This is a genomic window from Arthrobacter sp. 05L417 (assembly GCF_056397865.1).
On the sequence record NZ_JBFTOG010000029.1, the window covers coordinates 54,621 to 71,715 of the forward strand.

16 protein-coding genes are annotated in these 17,095 nt (G+C 61.9%); 11 read left to right on the plus strand and 5 right to left on the minus strand.

Annotated elements, in window-relative coordinates; all coding sequences use genetic code 11:
• Positions 1 to 3: 3 nt before the first annotated feature.
• The 4 genes from AC1DJW_RS18640 to AC1DJW_RS18655 form a co-directional block, all read right to left on the minus strand.
• On the minus strand, positions 4 to 984 hold the full coding sequence (locus tag AC1DJW_RS18640; RefSeq protein ID WP_390280620.1) for an ABC transporter permease: 981 nt from the start codon (positions 982 to 984) through the stop codon (positions 4 to 6).
• On the minus strand, positions 981 to 1,952 hold the full coding sequence (locus tag AC1DJW_RS18645; protein WP_459341347.1) for an ROK family protein: 972 nt from the start codon (positions 1,950 to 1,952) through the stop codon (positions 981 to 983). The genes AC1DJW_RS18640 and AC1DJW_RS18645 overlap by 4 nt, the downstream gene beginning before the upstream one ends.
• Complete coding sequence (locus AC1DJW_RS18650; RefSeq protein WP_459341348.1) at positions 1,949 to 2,959, minus strand: phosphotriesterase family protein; 1,011 nt, start codon at positions 2,957 to 2,959, stop codon at positions 1,949 to 1,951. Before AC1DJW_RS18650 ends, AC1DJW_RS18645 begins: the two co-directional genes overlap by 4 nt.
• An 89-nt stretch (positions 2,960 to 3,048) precedes the next feature.
• On the minus strand, positions 3,049 to 4,173 hold the full coding sequence (locus AC1DJW_RS18655; RefSeq protein WP_390280613.1) for a substrate-binding domain-containing protein: 1,125 nt from the start codon (positions 4,171 to 4,173) through the stop codon (positions 3,049 to 3,051).
• A 451-nt stretch (positions 4,174 to 4,624) separates the two neighbouring features.
• Between AC1DJW_RS18655 and AC1DJW_RS18660 the strand changes: the two genes are divergently transcribed.
• Both AC1DJW_RS18660 and AC1DJW_RS18665 read left to right on the plus strand, forming a co-directional pair.
• On the plus strand, positions 4,625 to 5,803 hold the full coding sequence (locus AC1DJW_RS18660; protein ID WP_476902131.1) for an ROK family protein: 1,179 nt from the start codon (positions 4,625 to 4,627) through the stop codon (positions 5,801 to 5,803).
• Positions 5,804 to 6,037: 234 nt separating this feature from the next.
• Positions 6,038 to 7,012, plus strand: coding sequence for an aldo/keto reductase (locus tag AC1DJW_RS18665; RefSeq protein WP_476902132.1), 975 nt, complete (start codon positions 6,038 to 6,040; stop codon positions 7,010 to 7,012).
• 105 nt (positions 7,013 to 7,117) lie between these two features.
• On the opposite strand, the gene AC1DJW_RS18670 is transcribed toward AC1DJW_RS18665, so the two are convergent.
• The gene (locus AC1DJW_RS18670) at positions 7,118 to 7,876 is read right to left on the minus strand and encodes a DeoR/GlpR family DNA-binding transcription regulator (protein WP_476902133.1); all 759 of its coding nucleotides are present in this window, start codon (positions 7,874 to 7,876) and stop codon (positions 7,118 to 7,120) included.
• A 149-nt stretch (positions 7,877 to 8,025) separates the two neighbouring features.
• Between AC1DJW_RS18670 and AC1DJW_RS18675 the strand changes: the two genes are divergently transcribed.
• From AC1DJW_RS18675 to AC1DJW_RS18715, 9 genes are all read left to right on the plus strand, one after another.
• Entirely contained in the window at positions 8,026 to 9,528 is a 1,503-nt protein-coding gene (locus tag AC1DJW_RS18675) for a rhamnulokinase (RefSeq protein ID WP_476902134.1), read from the plus strand.
• On the plus strand, positions 9,525 to 10,298 hold the full coding sequence (locus AC1DJW_RS18680) for a class II aldolase/adducin family protein (protein WP_284755805.1): 774 nt from the start codon (positions 9,525 to 9,527) through the stop codon (positions 10,296 to 10,298). The genes AC1DJW_RS18675 and AC1DJW_RS18680 overlap by 4 nt, the downstream gene beginning before the upstream one ends.
• 97 nt (positions 10,299 to 10,395) lie before the next feature.
• On the plus strand, positions 10,396 to 11,580 hold the full coding sequence (gene rhaI, locus AC1DJW_RS18685; protein WP_284755803.1) for an L-rhamnose isomerase: 1,185 nt from the start codon (positions 10,396 to 10,398) through the stop codon (positions 11,578 to 11,580).
• A gap of 6 nt (positions 11,581 to 11,586) precedes the next feature.
• Positions 11,587 to 11,970: a sensory rhodopsin transducer gene (locus tag AC1DJW_RS18690; protein ID WP_284755802.1), complete on the plus strand. Its 384-nt coding sequence runs from the start codon at positions 11,587 to 11,589 to the stop codon at positions 11,968 to 11,970.
• A 5-nt stretch (positions 11,971 to 11,975) separates the two neighbouring features.
• Entirely contained in the window at positions 11,976 to 13,535 is a 1,560-nt protein-coding gene (locus tag AC1DJW_RS18695) for a sugar ABC transporter ATP-binding protein (protein ID WP_459341351.1), read from the plus strand.
• A complete protein-coding gene (locus AC1DJW_RS18700; RefSeq protein WP_284755798.1) occupies positions 13,532 to 14,566 on the plus strand; it encodes an ABC transporter permease in 1,035 nt (344 codons plus the stop codon). The genes AC1DJW_RS18695 and AC1DJW_RS18700 overlap by 4 nt, the downstream gene beginning before the upstream one ends.
• Positions 14,559 to 15,629 carry an ABC transporter permease gene (locus AC1DJW_RS18705; RefSeq protein WP_284755796.1) on the plus strand — a complete coding sequence of 357 codons (1,071 nt, stop codon included), beginning with the start codon at positions 14,559 to 14,561 and terminating at the stop codon, positions 15,627 to 15,629. The genes AC1DJW_RS18700 and AC1DJW_RS18705 overlap by 8 nt, the downstream gene beginning before the upstream one ends.
• A gap of 58 nt (positions 15,630 to 15,687) precedes the next feature.
• Positions 15,688 to 16,746, plus strand: coding sequence for a rhamnose ABC transporter substrate-binding protein (gene rhaS / locus AC1DJW_RS18710; protein ID WP_390280599.1), 1,059 nt, complete (start codon positions 15,688 to 15,690; stop codon positions 16,744 to 16,746).
• A gap of 168 nt (positions 16,747 to 16,914) precedes the next feature.
• A partial coding sequence (locus AC1DJW_RS18715) for a hypothetical protein (RefSeq protein WP_476902136.1) occupies positions 16,915 to 17,095 on the plus strand: 181 nt, incomplete at its 3' end.

Consider the following 17,095-nt stretch of genomic DNA (forward strand, 5'->3'; position numbering starts at 1 on the left):
GGCCTAACTGTTCTTCTTGGCGCGGAGCGAGAGGGAGACGGCGGCGAGGATGATGATGCCGCGCACGATTAACTGCTGTGCCACGTTGAGGCCGCCCAGGAGCAGACCGTAGTTGATCATGCTCATGAACAGGCTGCCGACAAGTGCTCCGATGATGGAGCCCTTGCCTCCGGTGAGGGAGGTGCCACCGACAATGACCGCGGCGAGCACGCTCATCAGGTCGGAGCTGCCGAGCGTGTACGTCGCGCCGGCAAGACGACCCGCGTAGAGGATGCCGGCCAGGGCCGCCGCCATGCCGCTCACGATGAAGACAATCATTTTCACGCGATTCACTCGGATGCCGCTTACCGCAGCCGCCGACGATTTGTTGCCCACTGCGAGCACGTGTGCGCCGAACGAGCGCTGACGGAGCACGTGCCAGCCGATCGCGACGATCACGGCTGTCCACCAGATCAGAATGGGGATCCCGAGAAGCGTCCCGCCGCCGAACAGCCAACCGAAGGCGCTGTTCGTGACCGGAACCGATTGCAGGTTGGTCGCCTGCTGGGCAAGTCCGGCCACCAGGCCCATCGTGGCCAGAGTGACCAGGAAGGATGGCAGACGCACCATAGTGATAAAGATCCCGTTGATCGCGCCGACCCCAGCGCCGATGGCGAGTCCGGCCAACGCGGCCAACCACCATTGGTGGGTCGCCTGCAGCGTCACGGCCGACCCAAGGGACGCGAGTGCGACGGTGGAACCAATGGAGAGGTCGATTTCACCAACGCTCAAGACGAACACCGCCCCGACCGCCATCACTGTGATGGGGGCGGCCTGGGTGATGATGTTGACCAGGGTCGTGGTGTTGAGGAAGTTGCCGGCCTGGGTGATGGCGAAGTAGGCGAAGACGACTACGAAGCCGATGTAGACGACATACTGCCGCCAATCGATGTGCCGGAGGACGTCGCTGACCGTCCCTGTCTTGACGTGGGTCGTGATGGTCATGATGCTTCTCTTTCCTGTGGCTGGAGGGCCTTGTCGATGGCCAGGCGCACGGCGCCGGCGATGGGGGCGCGGGGGCCGAGCTGGCTGATGACGACCTCGAGGTCGCCCCGGCCGAGGCGCGTCATCCACGCACGGATGGGCGCAAGGAGTTCGACGCGGGTGCCGATTCCCCCGCCGAGGACGAAGAGTCCCGGGTTCACGACGGCGTCGACCGCGACGAGGGCATGGGCGATCCACTTCGCCTCCTCGTCGAGCGAGGCGGCCGCAAAGGGGTCCCCGCGCCCGGCCCGGTCGAAGACCTCGACGGCATCGGGAGTGGCTTCGGGGGCGGCTGAGTCGGAGGACGCCGAGTAGCGACGGCCGATGGCGTCGCCCGCGACCGCCTCTTCGAGCGGACCGCGACGGTGGCTGGCGGGGTTGATCGGGTCGGCCCCGAACGGCAGGTATCCGATCTCCCCGGCACCGCCGCTCGCTCCGGCCCACAGCCGACGGTCGAGGATGAGACCGACGCCGATGCCGGTGCCGACCGATACGAACGCGAAGCTGTCGTACTCGAAGCCGACGCCGTCATGCAGTTCGCCGAGGGCGGCGATGTTGACATCGTTCTCCAGCACCACCGGATGCCCCAGCGCCTCCTCCAAGTCGGCTGCCAGGCTGAATCCGTCGAGCTCGCCGAGATTCGGCGCGCGCTCGAATCGGCCCGAGTCGCCGTCGGGAACGCCCGCTCCTCCGATCGCCGTGGCGACGACTGCCGATACATCGGACCCGACAGCCGAGGCCAGTGCGGCCACCAGTGCGGACAACTGTGGAACGAGATCGGGCCCAGCGTCTGGAGCGGTGGGTTCGGTCATCTGGAACAGCACCCGACCGTCGAGTCCGGCGATGCCGGCACGCACCTTGGTTCCGCCAAGGTCGACACCGACGACGAACCGCGAAACCGGAACGGAGGAGTGCTGGAGAACGTTCACCGCACCTCCAGCACGCTGGCGGGGTTGGCAGTGAGGAGCCGTTCGCAGTCCACGTCCGAGACCCCGCGTGCGCGGAGCTCGGGAACGAAGACGGCGCCGAGGTAGGAGTAGCCGTGGATCCCGTGGGTTTTCGGATTCATCCAGACTTCGGCTCCGGTGAGGTCTTGGGAGAGCAGGATGCGGTCGGTGTATCCGAGCGACACCAGCCACGCGACAAGGTCGGCGCGTCCGGCGTCGGACCGGTGGAAGGCGTGCTTGTCGAACTCGCCGTCCGGGCGGGGGTCGGGGGCCGGACCAAGGAAGAAATCCCAGTTCTCCTTGCCGATCGTGTCGATGGCGATGCGGGGACCGGCATCCAGGACCCGGCGTGCGAATTCGGGGCTCAGCTGGGTGTCAAGGTGGCCGATGACCACTCGGTCCAGGTCAACGCCTTCGGAGTTAAGGATCTCGAGCTGCTCGAACGCCATCGTGCCGTGGGTGGTGTGGGTCATGATCGAGAGTCCGGTCTCGCGTTGAGCGCGGGCGACGGCGCGGAGGCACTTCTCCTCGTACGCGGTGATCTCGCCCAGGCTTGTCGCCTGTTCGCCGAAGATGCCTGCATGGATGCCCGAGTCGCCAATGCCGTGGACCACATCCCGGATCAGGCGCTCGGCGAGGACGCCGGCGTCGGCGTCGTGCACCCACTCGGGAGAGTAGGACTCGAGGTAGAACGCAGTTCCGGAGACGATGTGCATGCCCGTCTTGCGCGAGATCTCGGCGAGCAGTGCAGCGTTGTCTCCATTGTCGTCACGACCGACGACACCGTAAGGGCTGAGGTCGACGACGGTCCCGAATCCGAGCTCTCGGAGCGACCCGAGAGCCTCCACCGCCCTATCGACGGCGTCGTCCCGCAGCCCGCCAGTGAGCCAGGGTCCCGGAGTCAGCGAGAGGAGGTGTTCGTGTGGCATGACCCTGCCGAGGTCATCGGCCGGAACCGCACCGAGAACGGTTGTGACTTGCCCTGACATCGATGTCTCCTTCGTGGTGCTTGGTGTTTGGGGTGCGTGGCGAGCGGGGCGAGCGGTGGGCGAGACCGTCCGCCCCGTTCGGTCCGAGGTCAGCCGCCGGTGATGCTCGACGGCGGCTGGGTGCCATAGTCGGACAGCCATCCCTTGTCGAGGTCTGCCTTGGTGACCTTGGTCGGGTCCGAGGCGACCAGCGCCGGCGCGGTCTTGCCGAGGACGCCGTATGCTCCCGCCAAGGCGAGACCCTTGCCGATTCCGAGGGATCCGTTTCCGACCATTCCGGCCACGTTCGTTCCAGAGGCCATCGAGGCCGCGAGGGTGGTGTCCAGGTCGTTCGTGACCACCTGGATGTCGTTCCGCCCGGCCGCCTTGATCGCGGCCACGACGCCCTGCGCAGCCGTCGCCCAGGACACGTAGATGCCCTTGATGTTCGGGTTCTTCGCGATCATGGCGGCCGCGATCGTCTGGGTGGCCGTCTCATCGGCGAAGCCTTCGGAGTCAACGATTTTCATGTCGGGGTATTCGTAGGCCAGCCAATCCTTGAACGACTTGTCCCTCTGGTTCGTGAACCAGAAGTTGGCGTTGTACGAGATATAGCCCACCTCGCCGGTCTTGCCGAGGGCGTCTCCCAAGATCTCGGCGTTGGCTTGCCCTGCCTCGGTCAGGTTCTCCGTCACGATGGACACAAAGTCCTTGCCGGCCTGGTATCCGGCGGGGGGCGTCGTCATAATGACGAGCTTCGTTCCCGCGTCGACGGCGGGCTTGAACGCCTCGGCGGCGGAAGTGGGGTCGACCGCGATGGTAACGATGATGTTCGGGTGCAGCGCGAGGACTGTCTGAACGTTGTTGGCCTGGGTAGCGGCGTTGAAGTTGGCCTGCGTGCTCGCGACGACGTCGATCCCGAGGTTCTTGAACTCCTCACGCGCGCCCTTCTCGACGGCGGTCACGAAGTCCGAGGACGTGTGCCAGACGAAAGCGGCGGTGTACTTGCCGTCCTTCACCTTCGCCTGCTCGCTACTCGTCAGCGAAAGCTCCGAGAGCGCACCGGGCTTTTCGCCGTTCGGACCTGCGAACTCCAGGCTGGGCTTGGCTGCGGGCCCGGATGAAGCGGCCGTGCCGCCGCCTCCGCTGGAGCAGCCAGCGAGGGCGAGCGTGATCGCAAGTGCGCCGACGGCGGCACGAAGGCCGAACCGTCGGACCGTGGGTGCTGTGCTCATGGGGGTCTACCTTCCGTGACCGGGTGGGATGCCAGTTCCGGTGACAGGTAGCGGTTGGTCCGTGGCCTGTCATCTTCGACTGTGCGTAATCCATTTTGATTTCAGTGCGCAAGTAAAGTCAACCCCTCCGATTGTAACGAATAGGTCTCGGAGGGTTGCAGACGAAGATGCGGGGCATCCTCCGCCCTGCACTTTCGCCCCGTTCGCGACTCTTGCCGAGAGGTCTGAGCGGCGTCATCGCCCGACCGTTTGAGCCCCGTAAAATCAGGGCTGCGGGTGATTTTCAGTCACGCGGGACAAGGCCAACCGCGCAGCCGCCTCCGCTGGAGCATCCCGCCCGGCGCGTGTTATCGCAAATGAACCGGCCAGTAAATCGATCCCCGAGATGGCTGGATCGCCACGGCGATTTAGGCTAACTTTGAATTCACACTGATTGCAAAAGGAGACCCCGATGGTTCAAGACACTAGAGAGCTGAACCGCAAGGCGGTCTTGACGGCCCTAATGATGTCGCGACCTGCCAGCCGCAAATGGATTGCCGAAGCATCAGGCATCTCCGCGGCGACAGTCACCCGTGCTGTCGACCAGCTGATCGCTGAAGGAATCGTCACCGAGACTGCCGAGATCATCTCCGAATCTCGCGGACGTCGGGCCGTCGAGCTAGACGTGGTGTCCAATCGCAGTTTCGTCGTCGGCGTGGACCTCGGAGCGTCCAACGTCCGTCTCGTCGTCGCCGACCTGCTTGCTCGTCCGCTCCTTGCCCTCGAGATCGCGACGCCCACTGCGACGACTGCGCGCGAGCTTGCAAACTGGTTGGCCTCCACGGCGCGCACATCGGCCGGAGACGTCTGGGATCGGGTCGAACACCTCTGCGTTGGCCTGCCAGGGGCTGTGAGTCAGCAGAAGCGCACAATTTCCAACGCACCCAACTTGGCCCAGATCGAGGCGCCAACGTTCCTGGACGACGTCGAGAATGCCATGGGCAGGCCAGTCGGCTTCGACAACGACGCCAACTATGCGCTCCTCGGTGAACAGCATTTCGGCGCGGCACGTTCCGCGCCCAACGCTGCAATGGTCACGATCGGTTCCGGGCTCGGTGCCGGCCTGGCGATCGATGGCCGAATCCTTCAGGGCGACCACGGACTAATCGGTGAATTCGGGCAGCTGCCCGTCGGCCCCCTTGGGACTCGCCTTGAGCACATGGTCACCGGCGCCGGGATCATCCGCCGTGCCGCCGAGTCGGGCATCGATCTCGCCGCCCCTAGCCAGCTCTTCGCAAGCGATGCGGGCCCCGGGCTGAAGGCATTGCGCGCCCATTTCGATCAAGCTCTTCTGATCGTTCTCACTGCCACAACGGTTTCATGCGATCCGCAGACGATCGTCCTCGGCGGCGGCATCGCGAACTCCCTCGCGTCGACACTTGACCGCTACCAGGTGGCTCTGGAGCAGAATCTCCGCGCGTCTCCCCGGCTCGCTGCTGCCGAGTTGGGCGACTTCTCGGGTGCTGTCGGAGCCGTGGTCGCCGCACTGCACAGGGTGTACGCGGATCTCGGCATAGAAGAGGAAGCCTTCGTCAGCCTTCCCGGCGGCGACGCGCTTACTCACGAGCGGGTACAAGCCGCGAGAGGTTGACGAGGCCTATCGGGGTGCCTCGAGAAGGCCGGGCGGCCACAACGCCTGTTTCGGCACTGGCAGGTGTGGCTGGTGCCGGCATGCGCTTACGGCCAACGAGGCGTGGATTGTAAAAAAGAAATTCTCGGCTCCAGATGCCGAGGCTGGGAAAGCTCACAAAACCGTTTGAAGGGTTGCACGAGGGTAAAGATGAGAAGACGAATGCTTGGCCGTGCGGGCCTGTCGGCGTCATCAGTGGGCATCGACATCAGCACGATGGATGTGTGCACTAGACAGCCCGATTGCGGGCCCGGTTTCGAAACCGGTTTGGAGACCATCCGGAGGGTGTTGGAAGGACCTTTCAACTTCATCGATGCGAGTGGTGAATCCTGGCAAGGAGCCGAGGGAGAACGGTGTATTGGGCGGGCCATCTCTGAAGCAGGCGGCTTGCCCGATGGATTTGTCCTGACCCGTAGCGTGGGACCCGCCTTAGCGCTCGACTTCTCGGGGGACGGCATTGTGCGCGCCGTGGAAGAGAGCCTTCAGCGCCTTGGCCTCGATCTTCTCCCGCTCGTCTTGCTGCGTAATCCCGAAGAGTTCAGCTTTGAATCAGGAACGGCGCGTAGCGGCCCTCTTGCAACGCTCGTTGGGTTGCGGGATCAGGGCTTGATCAATCATCTTGGCATTGCGGGCGGTCCGATAGATCTCCAACTGAAGTACCTGCAAACTGATGCGTTCGACGCGGTGATCAGCCACGTTCCGTATAGCCTGCTGGACCGGGCGGCCGAGCCGCTGATCCAGAATGCCGCCTCCCGGGAGGTGGCGTTCGTAAATGCCGCGCCATTCACCGGCAGATTACTTCCGGATGGGGCGGGAAGGTCTACCCAGGGCGTGAACTGGGAGAGGAGCCCGGCACGTCTGGAACGCAGCGATAAGATGCGGTTGATCTGTGCGGCGTATGGCATCCCCTTGGCGGCAGCTGCCCTGCAGTTCTCGACGCTTGATCCACGGATTACTTCAACGATCGTCGGCGCCAGCACCCCGTCGCAAGCCGATTTTGTCACGGACCTTGCGCAGTGGAGGATCCCCTCTGGCGTCTGGGACGACCTGCTTGATCTAGTGGAGGAATCTGAACTGGCTATAAGTTGCCGTGATCATGTCGTTCCGACCACGGATCCACTGCCTTACAGGGATCAGCGTGTGACCTTCCCCGCCCCAGTCCCTCACTGAGTCTCGGCAACTGCCTCCTCTTGGGCTTGCCGAACGATGTCGGAACCGAGCATCTGGTGGGAGCTGTCCATTCCCTTTCCGCTTGGGAAGTGCCTTGTGCCTGCTTCAGAGGATGTCAGTGACGTCTCGGAAAGGGTCCAGTTTCGGGTCTTTGGGATCGAGTTCCGTGACGAGCAGATCGATCCTGGTCATTGGAAGGGCACGAGCGACGGACCGCGTACCGAGCTTCGATGAGTCCGTGGCAATGACGACAAACTGGGACGCGTCCGCCATCGCCTTCTTCACCTCAACCTGAGCCATTGTGGGTTCGCTGGTGCCGATGACCGGGTCGATGCAAGTCGTCGAGAGAAAACATGTATTCAGCAGGAAACTGGACAACGAAGCCACAGCCAACGGCCCGACGAGGCTGGCGTTTTGCTCCTCGGATTCCCCTCCGGTGAGGTACGCGCGTATCCCTGGCCGATGTTGAAGGGCCGTGAAGGTGGCCAGTCCGTTCGTGATGACCGAGAGTTGCTCGACGTCCTTTAGCGCGCTTGCGAGCTGAAAGACCGTCGTTGATGCATCGAAACCGATGGCCTGGTTTGACTTGATCAGGGGCGCTAACTTCTCGGCGATACGTCGTTTTGCAGCAAAATGCCGACCTTGGCGCTGATGAAAATCCTCGGTGCCGACGTAGACCGCACCGCCCCGGACACGCCGAGCGATCCCTTCCTGTTCCAGGAAATCGAGATCGCGGCGAACGGTCATGGGGTGCACTTCGAGTTTTTCAGAGGCTGCGACCAAGTCAACCGTGCCTTCCTCGCGAAGAATCACCCTGAGCATTTCTCGGCGTTCTTCAGTGGCTGCAGAGCCGCTTAGCGTCATGTCTTCCCCTCGCTTGTTATGAGCGTAATCCTAGCCGACATTTGTTAGTTCATGTTTAAATGCCTTGCGTTGGATGAAATTCGTTGATAAATTTCACAACATGTACCACTCGGTGCATCGCCGTCTTTCAGTGTCGAGAGTGAGGATCCATGCCTGCGTTTATAGCGGTTGACCTTGGAGCCACGAGTGGACGGGTCTGTTACGGAATCATCGAAGACACACAGATCGAGCTGAAAGAAGTAACACGATTTAGCAACGACCCGCTCCTGATCGCGGGCGTTTTGGAGTGGGACACCACCCGGTTGTTTCAACAGACGCTCGTCGGTCTTCGCACAGCTGTTACGTCACTGCGCGAACGGGGCCATTCGGCCAGTGGCGCAGGCATCGACAGCTGGGGTGTCGACTACGGCATCGTCCGCCCTGGCGGACAGGACCTTCCTCCTGCGCGCCACTACAGGTCAGCTCCGTCCGAGACCGTTGAACGGCTCCGTCGGCGGATTCCGGCCCGGGTCGGTTACAGCATCACAGGGATCAACCCCCTCCCCATCAATACCCTTTACCAATTGTCGGACGCTGCCGAGCGCGGTGAACTGGCGGGCGGGGAGAAAGCCCTGCTGATCCCGGATCTGTGGGTGCACGGTCTCACAGGCACTTTCGGCGCGGAGCGTTCAATAACGTCGACCACCGAACTCGTGGACGTAACTACCGGTGGATGGTCTCCGCAACTGGCCTCACGGGCCGGCATCCCGCTCTCGGCCCTGCCACAGTTGTGCGATACCGGGACCGTGGCCGGGGAAATTCTTCCTGCCGTCCGCGGCGCCATCTCAGCGGCCGAGCCGCTGACGGTGTATCGCGTCGCCGAACATGACACCGCTTCGGCCGTGCTGGCGTTACCCGCCGAAGAACCGTACGCCTTCATCTCGTGCGGCTCGTGGTCGCTCGTGGGACTCGAACTGGACCGGCCGATACTGACCGAGGATGCACGATCAGCAGATTTCACGAATGAGCAAGGCGCCTACGGCGCAACACTTTTCATGAGGAATCTGGCAGGTCTGTGGCTGCTCGAGGAATGTGTCCGACAATGGAACCGAGACGATCGTAGCCGCTCCACAATTCCGGATCTCCTCCGGGCAGCCCAGGATGTGCCGGCCCATCAATTTGTCATCGACGTCGGCGACCCTGTGTTCCTGGAGCCTGGCGACCTTCCCGCACGAATTGCAGGCTATTGCCAACAAAGCGGTCAGCAGATTCCCGAAAGTCATGCCGAAATGACCAGATGCATCGTAGACAGTCTGGCGCTGGCATACCGCGCAGCGATCACCGCGGCCCGGGAGATCAGCGGGGAACCCGTCGAGGTGATCCACATGATCGGCGGAGGTTCCAGAAACTCGCTGTTGTGCCAGCTGACCGCCGACGCGAGCCAGCGCGCAGTTCTGGCCGGTCCCGCCGAAGCCACGTCGATGGGCAATCTCTTGGTCCAGGCCATCTCGACGGGTGCCGTCGAAAATGTCGCCCACGCCCGCAAGATCGTTCGGGCCAGCACCGAACCGTTGCGGTACAACCCGGCCTCCGACAGGTCCTCATTGCTTGCCTGGCAGACAGCCGCGCAAAAACTGCACTACCTCCAAGCCGCGCGAAAGGAAAAGTCGTGAGCCATAAAATAGCCGACGACATTGTCAGACTCTGCCGAACCCTCGGAGAACCCGGGCGGGACCTGGTGATCCTTGCTGAAGGAAACGTCTCCGGTCGAGCCACCCCGGAGACAATGTTTGTCAAAGCGTCAGGGGCAAACATGGCGACCGCCACCCGACAAGACTTGGTTGAGGTCCGGCTGGCCCCGCTTCTGGCCCTCCTGAATGATGACACGGCCGATGATGAAACGGTTGCGCGCGTACTGATGGAAAGCCTCGTCGACTCCGAAGACAAGAGGCCCTCCGTTGAGGCTTTGCTGCACGCTGTCTGCCAGGAATACGGGGAGACGCCGGTTGTCGCGCACACCCATCCCGTCAGCGTCAATGCGTTGCTCTGTTCGGACCAAGCCACGGAGCTCGTCTCAGGAACCCTCTTTCCAGACCAGGTGGTGGTTCTGGGCAAGCGCCAGCTGCTCATTCCCTACACCGACCCGGGGCTCCAACTGGCCCGCAGCGCACGCCGCGAACTTCAGCGCCATATCGCCGCTTTCGGCGGGCCGCCGAAGGCTCTTTACCTTGTCAATCATGGAATGTTTGCCTTGGGTCAGTCTGCCACGGAGGCTCTGCAGATCACAGAAATGGCTGTGAAATGCGCCCGTATCATCGGCGGCGCCCTTTCCATCGGAAACACTACACACCTGTCCGAACCAGACGCAGAGCGCATCGACTCGCGTCCGGACGAACACCTCCGCCGCAAGGAGCTTCTCAGTCCCGGCGGCCCACACCAGTGAACTCAGAGCCGGCCCGGCTCATTCTGAACCACAGCTGACCCAACTGACGGCCAATAAAAAGCCGAAACCAGCCTTACTACATCGATCGGGAGATCCCATGTCTGAATCTGATAAGCACGAGAAAATTTTGACACGCCTGGCTCAGCAGCATATTGAGACCCAGAGTTGGGGGTACGTGAGCACCGGAACACGGTTCAAGGTGTTCAACACCCCGGGGACACCGCGCGACGTCTGGGAAAAGATCGATGACGCCGCGCTCGTGCACAGACTCACCGGAGTTGCTCCTTCGGTTGCCCTACACATTCCCTGGGACCAGGTCGACGACTATGGCCGGCTCTCTGACTACGCCAAAAAGGAAGGTCTGGTGATCGGTTCAATCAGTCCGAACCTGTTCCAGGACGATGACTACAAGTTCGGCTCGCTGACGAACCTCGACCCCAAGATCCGGCGCAAGGCGATCGAGCACTCGATCGAAGTCGTTGACGTCATGCGTTCGGTTGGTTCCACCCAGATGTCCATGTGGCTGGCCGACGGCACCAACTACCCCGGCCAGGCCGATTTCCGTCGGCGGCGCCACTTCCTTCGTGAAGGTCTGCAGGAGATCTACGCTGCGCTCGACGAGGACATGACCATGGTGCTCGAATACAAACTCTTCGAGCCGGCTTTCTACCACACGGACATTGCCGACTGGGGGCAGTCGCTCTCCTTCTGCCAGAAGTTGGGCGATCGTGCGAAGGTGCTGGTCGACCTGGGCCACCATGCCCTCGGTGTCAATATTGAGCACATAGTCGCAACCTTGCTTGACGAGAACCGCCTGGGCGGCTTTGACCTTAACGGTAAGAAATACGCCGATGATGACCTGTTTGTCGGCGCCATTAACCCCTATGAACTGTTCCTTATTGCGGTCGAGCTCGTTGGCGGAGAGGACGATGCAGACCCGCGCGTCGCTGAAACGGCGCGCAACGTCCTCTACAAGATTGATCAGTGCGCGATGATCGAGGACAAAATTCCCGCCATGCTACGCAGTGTCACGGCGATGCAGGCCGCCTTCGCGAAAGCCCTGCTCGTGGACCGCGCGGCTCTCTCCGCCGCCCAGGAAGCCGGGGATGTCGTGACGGCCAATGAAGTCCTGACCGATGCATACGAAACGGACGTTCGTCCGCTGCTGCGGAGGCTGAGGGAGCGTCAGGGCGTGGTGGCAGATCCGCTTGGTGCCTACCGTGATTCCGAGGACCGTAAGCAGCGCATCAGTGAGCGTGTCGGCACTCCGGCGGGCTGGTGAATCCGGATGTCCACTGCAACAAAGGCTGACGGACACACGCGCTGGTACGTTCCCGATGCGTACATTCCTTCTGAAAGCTCCTGCGGGCAAACGAGCCACGAATCGATCTGCCTGCTAAACGTAGGCAGCTCCGCTGCTGAAGTGACCTTCGCAGCCTACTTCGCCGACGACGAACCGCGTCTTTCGGATCCGGTTCTCCTGCCCGCCGAGCGGGCGTACCACCTCAGGACCGACGATCCGGACAAGCTGGGTGGCCTACGCATCCCCGCAGGAGTCCCCTATGCCCTTATGGTGACAAGCGACATCCCCGTGCTCGCTCAGTACAGCCGCCTGGATACCACGCAGGGCGCCTACACATTGATGACCGCCACCCCCACGGGAAGGGATTGATCCGCTTGTCGAGTCACTCTTCCACGTCAACCGTCGGCGATGTTGTGCTTGAGCTGTCCGAAGTCTCGAAGTCGTTCGGGGCGGTACGGGCGCTTCGAAACGGCGAGCTGACGCTCAGGGCCGGCTCCATTCATGCCTTGATGGGTGAGAACGGAGCCGGCAAGTCAACAATCGTCAAGATCATTGCAGGTCTGTACCACCGGGATGCCGGTTCGTTCACCCTCGACGGAACCGAGGTGGATTTTCGATCCACTGCCGAATCCAAGAATGCCGGCATCGCCGTCATCTACCAGGAGCCGACCCTCTTTCCTGATCTTTCCGTCACGGAGAATATCTTCATGGGCCGTCAGCCCATGAAGTCCTGGGGACGGATCGACCGGGCGGCGATGAGAAAGCACGCGCAGGAGCTATTCAGCCGCCTAGATGTGCATATTGATCCTGACCGGCCCGCTCAGGGGCTGTCCATCGCAGATCAACAAATCATCGAAGTTGCCAAGGCGATGTCGCTGGATGCGAAAGTCCTGGTCATGGATGAGCCGACGGCGGCGCTAAGCCTCGCCGAGGTCGACCGGCTGTTTGCCATCGCCAGGGCGCTCCGCGACGAGGGGCGTGCGTTGCTGTTCATCTCGCACCGCTTCGAGGAAGTTTATGCGCTCTGCGACACGGTGACCGTGATGCGCGATGGTGAGTACATCTCCACCGATCCGATCGATGAGACGGACGTCCCTTCGCTCGTGCGAAAGATGGTCGGACGGGATGTGGCTTCACTCTTTCCAAAGGAAGAAGCGACCATCGGTGACGTCGCCTTAGAGGTCCGCAACCTGAACTCCACTGGAACGTTCCATGACATCAGCTTCACCGTCCGCGCCGGAGAGATTGTTGGCCTCGCTGGCCTCGTCGGCGCCGGGCGCAGTGAGGTCGCCCGAGCCATCTTCGGCGTCGACAACTACGATTCGGGCCATGTATCGGTGTACGGCGAAAGTGTTCCGAGAAAGAACACCGCAGCAGCCATGAAGCTCGGTGTTGCCCTCGTACCAGAGGACCGCCGGCAGCAGGGCCTCATCCTGGACTTCGGTGTAGCACGAAATCTGACGCTGTCCATCTGCCGAGGTCTCGCTCGTTTCGGTCTCCTCTCCTCCAAGGCGGAGAACCTGGCGGCCGACGGGTGGGCCCAGCGCCTGCAGGTCAAGTCCCATTCCCTGGCGACGGCAGCAGGAACGCTCTCGGGCGGCAACCAGCAAAAGATTGTCCTAGCCAAGTGGCTCGCGGCTCAGCCTCGGATACTTATCGTCGACGAGCCCACCCGCGGCATCGATGTGGGAACCAAAGCGGAGGTCCACCGCATGCTCTCACAACTTGCGGGCCAGGGGCTCGCAATCCTCATGATTTCCTCAGAACTACCGGAGGTACTCGGCATGGCCGATCGTGTTCTCGTCATGCGTGAAGGAAGAATCACGTCAGAGATCCCCCGCGCAGAGGCGACGGCGGAAACCGTGATGTTCGCGGCAACGCACGACAGGCAACAGGTCCTGGCCGCCACGAACGTGATGGAGCCGACGCAGTGACGGCCCTCATCTCCCCCGCACGCAAGAACCCCGCAGCGCAGGCTATCGAAACACTACTGAAGTCCCGAGAAACGGGCATCGTTCTCGCCCTCCTGTTAGTCCTTGTGGCGACAACGGTTCGAAGCCCCGCGTTTCTCGTCAGCACCGACGGGTTCCGGGACCTCCTCCTCACTCCGGCAATCTTTGTGCTCCTGGCCATCGGACAGGCGATGGTCATCATTACCCGCAACATTGACCTTTCAGTCGGTTCCGTCGTCGGGCTCACCGCCTATCTGACGGGACGCCTCTTCATTGATTTCCCTGGGATGCCGATTCCGGTCGTCATTATTGCCGGAATCGCCCTCGGTGCTCTCCTCGGACTGATCAACGGTGCACTGATCGCCTACGCAAAGGTGCCCGCGCTCGTGGTCACCTTGGGCACGCTCTACATTTACCGGGGTGTTGACGTCTGGTGGGTCGGGCGCAAGCCGATCAACGCGTCCGACATGCCACGCGACTTCCTTGGCTTCGGTGTCAGCTCGTTCCTGAACATTCCCACACTGGCCATCATCGCGGCGCTGGTGCTCGTCGCCGTCGGATGGTGCATGAAGACCACGCGTGGGGGCCGCGAGCTTTACGCCATCGGCTCGGATCCCTCAGCAGCGACACTGTATGGTCTGCGCATCACGAAACGGGTAATACACGCCTTCGTTGCATGTGGGGCGCTGACCGGCCTCGCCGGCGTCCTGTTCGCCGCACGTTATGGGACGGTCGATTCGCAGGCTGGAACCGGCTTTGAACTCATCTCTGTCGCGGCCGCCGTCGTCGGCGGAATCGCTATCTTCGGCGGAAGCGGAAGCGTGCTTGGAGCCGCGATCGGTGCCGTGCTCCTTTTGACCATCAACCGGGCCCTGCCGCTTCTGGGAGTGCAGGATTTTTGGCAGCAGGCGGTCGTCGGAGCCCTCATCCTCGGCGCCATCGCGCTGGATCGAGTTCTCTCCCTTCGCCAATTCCACAAACTCATCGAGATCAGGGACAACGCAAATGACTGACTCATCCACGTCCTTGCAGGCCGCCCCGTACCGGAGCCAAAGCTATCCGTACTACAGTTCTCCGGCGTGGAAACGGTTCTTCCTCACCCGCGAATTCGCCGTCGTCATCGCCTTGATCATCGTGGCTGCCGTCGCGTCGATGTCGATCCGCAAGTTCTCCAGTCCCCTCACCTTGGGATACTTGCTGCTGGATGTCACCCCGATCCTCCTCATTGCCCTGCCGATGGCCTTGATTCTGATCTCAGCGGAAATCGACCTTTCGGTGGCAAGCATTGTCGGACTGAGCAACGTCACGCTCGGGGCCTTGTTCGACGCCGGTTGGCCCATTGAACTCGCAGCGCTGGCAGCGCTCGTGCTCGGCATTGTCTGCGGAGCCATCAACGGTTTTCTCGTCACCGTCGTCGGGCTACCTTCCCTCGCCGTGACAATCGGGACGCTGGCGCTTTTTCGTGGAATCGCTGTCGGCATTCTGGGAACGAGATCCGTTGTGAACTTTCCCGAATACTGGACCACACTAACGACGTCCGTATTCGGCAAAAGCGGTATCCCCTACGTCATGGTTCTGGTCGTCGTTCTGGCCCTGGCCTTCGTCCTCCTGCTTCATTTCACGCCCTTCGGACGCGGGATATTCGCCATCGGGCGAAACCGGGAAGTCGCAGCCTTCTCCGGTGTGAAGGTTCAGCGGACAAAGTTCATCCTCTTTGTCCTGTCGGGGCTCGTCGCGGCACTTGCAGGCATCTACTTCACATTCCGCTACGGGAGCGCGCGCGGTGACAACGCACAGGGACTGGAGCTGACCGTCATCGCCGCGGTACTTCTCGGCGGCGTCTCCATCTTCGGCGGGAAGGGCGCCCTTCACGGAGTGCTCGCGGGGGTCCTGTTGATCGGCACGCTTCAAAGTGCCCTGCGTTTCGTCAACGTAACCTCCGACGTCATCAACATTATCGTCGGCGCACTGCTGGTCGCGTCGATCGTGTCACCAAGCTTGCTTACCTGGCTCAAAGGGAAAATTACCCGGGCCGCCAAGGAGGGGACATCGAAAACCCCAGCCCGTCATGCGTAGGCGAACGTCCGATCCAGTCTTATCTCACTTTTGTCCGTCATTGAAAGGAAATAAAGAAATGTCGCTATTCACATCCCGAGGGACACGTGGCTCTCGTCTGGCCGCACTAGCAGCGGTCGCCGCCACCGTGGCCCTCGTCACCTCCGGCTGCGGCGCAGGAGAGACGTCCGGACCGTCAGGCTCTTCCCAGGAGAGCACCGCCAAGGACCTGAGCATTGGCTTCCTGCCCAAGGCGCTGGGCAATCCCTACTTCCAGGATGCAGCCAAAGGCAGCGAGGAAGCGTCAAAGGAGCTCAAGGGGACGTTTGCTGAGGTCGGTCCCGCTGTTTCGGCAGCAGATGCCCAGGTCAGCTTCATCAACACCCTCAGCCAACAGGGGGCTTCCGGAATCGTACTCTCAGCCAGTGACCCCACTGCTCCCGGCTCGGCCCTGACTGCGGCACGGAAGGCCGGAACAAAAGTAGTGACCTTCGACTCCGACGTTGAGCCTAAGTTCAGGGACTTGTTCATAGCCCCGGCGACTGATGAGAGCATCGCGAAGATTCAGGTGGACTTGCTCGTAAAGCAGATCGGCGAGAGCGGAGAGGTCGCGATCCTCGGTGCATCCGCAAACGCTAAGAACCAGAACGCTTGGATTTCCGGAATGAAGACCGAGCTGGCCAAAAACCACCCGAACCTGAAGCTGGTGGACACCGTCTACGGCAATGATGACGACCAGGAGTCGTTCAACAAGACCGCCGCCTTGCTGCAGTCCCATCCTCAGCTCAAAGGCATCATCGCCTGCACGAATGTGGGCCTCGCGGCCGCGGCACGCTATATCTCCGACTCGTCATTCAAGGGCAAGGTCGCTTTGACTGGCTTGGGCACACCGAATGCGACGCGGGATTACATCAAAAACGGCACCGTCTCAGCCTTTGCACTGTACAGCCCGAAGGACATGGGCTACCTGGCCACCTACGCGATCGACGCGCTCGGTAAGGGGACGATCAGCGGCAAGGAAGGCGAAACGTTCACGGCCGGGCGGTTGGGGAAATACACGGTTGGGAAAGACGGCGTCGTTAACGTGGGTGACCCGATCGTCTTCGACAAGAGCAACATCGGCAATTACGACTTCTAAGTCAACACCACCTCGGCGTGGGGTGCCGCTGGCGGGGAAATTGACCCTTCCAGCGGCAAACCCCTCCGTCCGATGAGCGGGACTGCGAGTTGTCCCGCCAGCAGAGTAACGCTGACCAAACAGCCGCTGAGCACCTCAGCACCCAGTCCGATCGGAAGCATGAGTCACATGGAAAACCACGCTGTTGAAGAGCTGATCACCCGTTCCAACCGCCTGGGCGCGGACAAGCGGAACACGAACTTCGCCGGTGGGAACACCTCGGCGAAGGGCACGGAGAAGGACCCGGTGACCGGGGAGGACGTGGAGCTGTTGTGGGTCAAGGGTTCCGGCGGGGACCTGGGAACCCTGA